Source organism: Okeania sp. SIO2B9 (genome assembly GCF_010672505.1).
In the GTDB taxonomy this organism is placed as follows: Bacteria; Cyanobacteriota; Cyanobacteriia; order Cyanobacteriales; family Microcoleaceae; genus Okeania; species Okeania hirsuta.
The window spans coordinates 1-4,298 of the sequence record NZ_JAAHGK010000642.1; the positions used below are offsets into that span (position 1 = coordinate 1).

General features: G+C 35.3%; 3 protein-coding genes. 1 reads left to right on the plus strand and 2 read right to left on the minus strand.

The window, feature by feature from the left end:
• Together F6K13_RS20690 and F6K13_RS20695 are read right to left on the minus strand one after the other, a co-directional pair.
• Positions 1–944, minus strand: a 944-nt coding sequence (locus tag F6K13_RS20690; RefSeq protein ID WP_287288222.1) for an ATP-binding protein, incomplete at its 3' end; no start/stop codon positions are given.
• Between the two features lie 237 nt (positions 945–1,181).
• The gene (locus F6K13_RS20695) at positions 1,182–1,913 is read right to left on the minus strand and encodes a hypothetical protein (RefSeq protein WP_240039003.1); all 732 of its coding nucleotides are present in this window, start codon (positions 1,911–1,913) and stop codon (positions 1,182–1,184) included.
• A gap of 964 nt (positions 1,914–2,877) precedes the next feature.
• Between F6K13_RS20695 and F6K13_RS20700 the strand changes: the two genes are divergently transcribed.
• Entirely contained in the window at positions 2,878–3,999 is a 1,122-nt protein-coding gene (locus F6K13_RS20700) for a ParB N-terminal domain-containing protein (protein ID WP_124145671.1), read from the plus strand.
• Positions 4,000–4,298 lie beyond the last annotated feature (299 nt).

Sequence of the window (4,298 nt, forward strand, 5' to 3'; positions counted from 1 at the left end):
TATATTGCTTTTCCCTGTTCTAAAGTAATTGGTTTAAGATGAAAATATCCAGCATTTACTCTAGTTTTATCTGCAGGTTGAATCCATTCATAATTTTGTTTCCATGTACTCGTAATAATACTAATAATTATCAGAAAATTTTGTGGACAATGAGTATGAATACTAGAATTGACATTAAATAATGCTTGTAAATCTAACGAGCCATCCAATAACCGAGGAATATTATCAAGATTATCAAAACATAAAATAATCGGTTGAGATGCAGCCGAAATAATTCCCAAATTCGTCATAATTTTCTGAGCAGAATCTTCAGAATCTATACTACTTTTAATTCCCAAAGATTTTAAATCATCTTCGTCCAAATTGTCCCCCCGTAACCACTCACAAGCAATCGATATGTAATTTGAATTTAACAGATGATAAAAGGCGCTGAAAAAATCATTAGGATTATAAATTCCAGAAGAATAAATACCTTTGAGATTTCTAATAAATACTTTTCTTTCACCAATAATTTTTTGGAATAAACTACTATTTTGTGAATCTAGTAGACCTTTTAACCATAGTAACAACTGAGAATCTGTTTGACCCTCTGGAGTTTTCATCAGAGAGTCTACTGTTTGACGCAAAATATGACGCCAAATGTAATCACTATCAGGCCAAGGATCAATATAAACGAAAAAAGCTTTTGTGTTGAATAATTTTTTGATTCTTCCTAAAAGATAACTTTTACCAGAACCAGAGTCACCAGTCAGTATCAAAGTTCGGGGACGATTTTCCTGGGCAACCTGCTCTAGCACTGTTTCTATATCAGAGATAATATTTTGATGGATAGAATCGACATTCCAGTTAGGATTTTGTTGCTCTTGCCAAAAATTAATAGTATAAAGAGTTACTTGATCGAAAGGATTGGTTTCTCTTTGAATAATCTGATCTATAGATGTCATACTATAAACTGGTAATATTTTTTGGACTGGTTAGAGAATTACGATAGCAGATATAGGAAAATTGGTGTTGCTGAAGCGCGTGTATGATATTAATCTTAATGATTTAGGAGTCAGGAGTCAGGAGGGAAGAAAGAGTAGTAGAAGGAGAAGGTTTTTTGTTCACGCTCTTATCCATTAGCGTAGCTCCCCCGGAGGGGACACAGGATATTATACCTCAAATCACCAACACCGGAAAATTTAGTAGGGAATTATAAAAAACAAACTTCCACCAATATCTTGAGGTATACCTGCTTCAAATTGTTCTGGAGTGTAGGAGCTTACTTCTTGTAAGGAGCTTAATTCTATCTGGTCACTTTTTTCTAGACGGTAAAGTGCTAGATCTAGTTCTTCTCTAGATAAAGGAGGTTGTAATTTGTGTCGCAGATGAAAAATGGGTAGATAGTTATTTGTGCCTAGATTTTGGTCTAAATCTCGAATCACAGCTAAAATCTCAGAGTCAGTGGGTTGATCAGGCATCTTGGAAAACTGCTGTTTTTCTTGTTTAGGGAAGTAAAGCGAACAGTTAGTACGCATTAAATCAAGATAGTCGCTTAACATTTTTAAGGATATCTCTTTTGCAGTGCTGCGAGAAGAATATTCTTGGCACAAAAATTGCTTTCCTTTTTCTGTCAACCAAACATCTTTGATTTTTTGATCTATAACTTTAATCAAACCTTGCTGTAGTAAGTCTGTGATAACAGCTTTCCTATAGCTAGTATCAAGACCAGTCTCCGCTGGAGAAATAGCAGCTTTAGCAGTTGCTTTGAGCACTTTCAATTCTTCGGTGGTAAGTAAGTTAACAGCTTTTTTATTATTTAGGAGTGATTTTCCTTGAGGTGCTATATTAATTTTTGTAACTTCTCCAGTAAATTTTACCAACCCTCGATCGCAAAGTCTGGAGCAAATTTCATTTTTCTCAGAGACCTTCATTTCAGACTCTAGTTGAATTTTAGTAAAAGATACTTGATAATTTTTATAGCTCAGTAATTTTAATAGAAATTTTAAATCCTTAACATCCATGCGATCGTCTGTTCCTCACTTGCAAAAATCAACCAATTAATATTATTATTAATCAGATAGGTACACCTTGACTATTTTTTGCAAAAAAGTTAAAAAATAACTACAGATATTTGGATGGAGTAATGCGATCGCTCCCTGATATGGCCATAAAATCTACTGCCATAAGCTAATTTAATTCAGAGTAATTGAAGCAGAGCGCCATTCCTACAATCCTAACTGGGTAATACCTAGTCAAAATTGTAGTCTTAAAGTGATAACTGCAACAAAAGGTAGTATAGCAAGGAACGAGTTGGTCAGGACTTATGTTAATGATGAACCGTAAGACAGAGAAATACTTTTCCCATGCGTCTGTCGCACCCCGCGGGGTCACACCGCTGTTCCCTGCTATAAGTGTTGACTGAGTTCATAGCAAAAAATCAATTGCTACTAAGATGATAAATTATTTGTCTTCCATAGTCAATGAAAGTATGCTAAAGTAACTTTGTGAAAGTAAAATCTGGGTAAGAAAAAAAATAAACTAAGGCATAGCAAAAACTAACAAGTTCAAAAAGTAATGTTGGAGATCGTACTTACTTATAGCTGTATGAATTTCTAGCCTGAGAATTAATTATAATTTCCCAGATTATGCAATAATCATAAGTCCTGTTTGGCAGCACTAAGCAGTTTGCTCACCTCCCGACACTTAATCCTATTTTATCAAACTGTGATGAAATTATGGTTTTTCCAATAGCTGTAATAGCTGGAAATCTTGAATTTATCATCAAAAGTGATAAATGAGGAGCCACAAAAAAAATGTAACCGGGAGAATGCTATCTAGGCAGTATTAGCCCAAAACCTTTATTTGATTTTAGGAACCAAGGAAAGTTGAAAGCAAATGGTTTCATCAACGAAGCGAAAAAATCGACAAGAAGATTTACCAGTACAACCAGTAAGTTTGGAATTGACTCCCATATCCCAAATCACTGTACCAGACTCTCAGGTAAGAGATATTCCTGCTGAAAGACATGAAGCTCTAGTTAAGAGTCTTTCTGAACAAGGCAGTAACTTAATCCCATTAATTGTGAGATTGACAGATCATGACGATTCCGAGCAGCAATACGAAATAGTTCGTGGTGCTGATTGGTATCAAGTTGCAAAAGAAGCTGAAATCAAGGAACTATGGGCCTGGATTTATGAAATGACAGATGAACAAGCAAAGATAGCTGTGGCAGAGATAGAGCAGTTAACTCAACCACCTGTTGTAGAAACACCAGACTTTGAGCATCTAATGCAACAACTTGAGGTATCATTCGATAAAAAAGTAGATTCTCTCACAAAAAAAATCGATCAATCTATCAAGAAAAATGAGGAGGTACTCAAAAAACAAGTAAAATCTTTGCAGGTTCGAGGGACGGATGTTGTTCAAATTGAACAGCTCAAAAATTTGATTACAAATCTAGAAAATTCAGTTAACGATAAGGTAGAAAAATTGGCAAGAAAAATCACAAGCTCAACAACAAATAAAACAACCTCTAATTCTTTATCAGGAGTGAATGTGGACTTATTATCAAAACAACTTGACGATCTCGATAAACAAATAGAGAAAAAACTGGAAGGAATTGTCAAAACAATTAATCAGTTCTCCCAGTTAGTTCAAGATATTGAAGATGACTTAAAAACTCAAGTATCTGCGGTTCGGCGTCAATTACAAACAATACCAGAAGCCACTTCTACCGAAGAAGTTGCAACTAAAGCTGAGACACCGCGTAAGACAACAACCAAGAGTAAACCAAGTTCTACATCATCAAGGTCTAAGTCGAGTACAACAAAAACTACTACTAGAAAGACTAAAGCTCAAGCTGCTGCAGAACCAGAAGTTCCCATTGATGATTATGATACCAAATCACTCAGACAACTGAAGAAAATTGCCCAAGAGCGGAAACTTCGTGGCTATGCGCGTATGAAACGTCCTGAAATTCTCAAAGCTCTCCGAGAAGCTGACGCTGCTGCTAGTTAGGATGAGTGTAATCCGAGTATCAGTAGTGTAAAATAGCGCAGGCAGTTAGCCTGCGTCAAAAATTCAGTCAAAAGTTGCTCATCACAATAGGCACTGCCTCCTAATATAATTGTTAAATTTACGGAGAGTTTCAATCACCGTTTTGAACATCTGTTAAAGGAACGAAGAGTAACTTTTGACTATATTGCTATGACTAATATAGCAGAAGGAAGAAGGAAAAATCTTACGTTGTCTGAGTTTTAAGCTTTTGATCTTTACTAAGCTTTCCTTCGACTGCTATAAATTTATATTTATCTTTT

Excerpts from the sequence above, each read along its gene's own strand:
- F6K13_RS20695 (WP_240039003.1), bottom strand. The coding sequence starts at position 1,913 with ATGAAGGTCTCTGAGAAAAATGAAATTTGCTCCAGACTTTGCGATCGA.
- F6K13_RS20700 (WP_124145671.1), top strand. The coding sequence starts at position 2,878 with ATGGTTTCATCAACGAAGCGAAAAAATCGACAAGAAGATTTACCAGTA.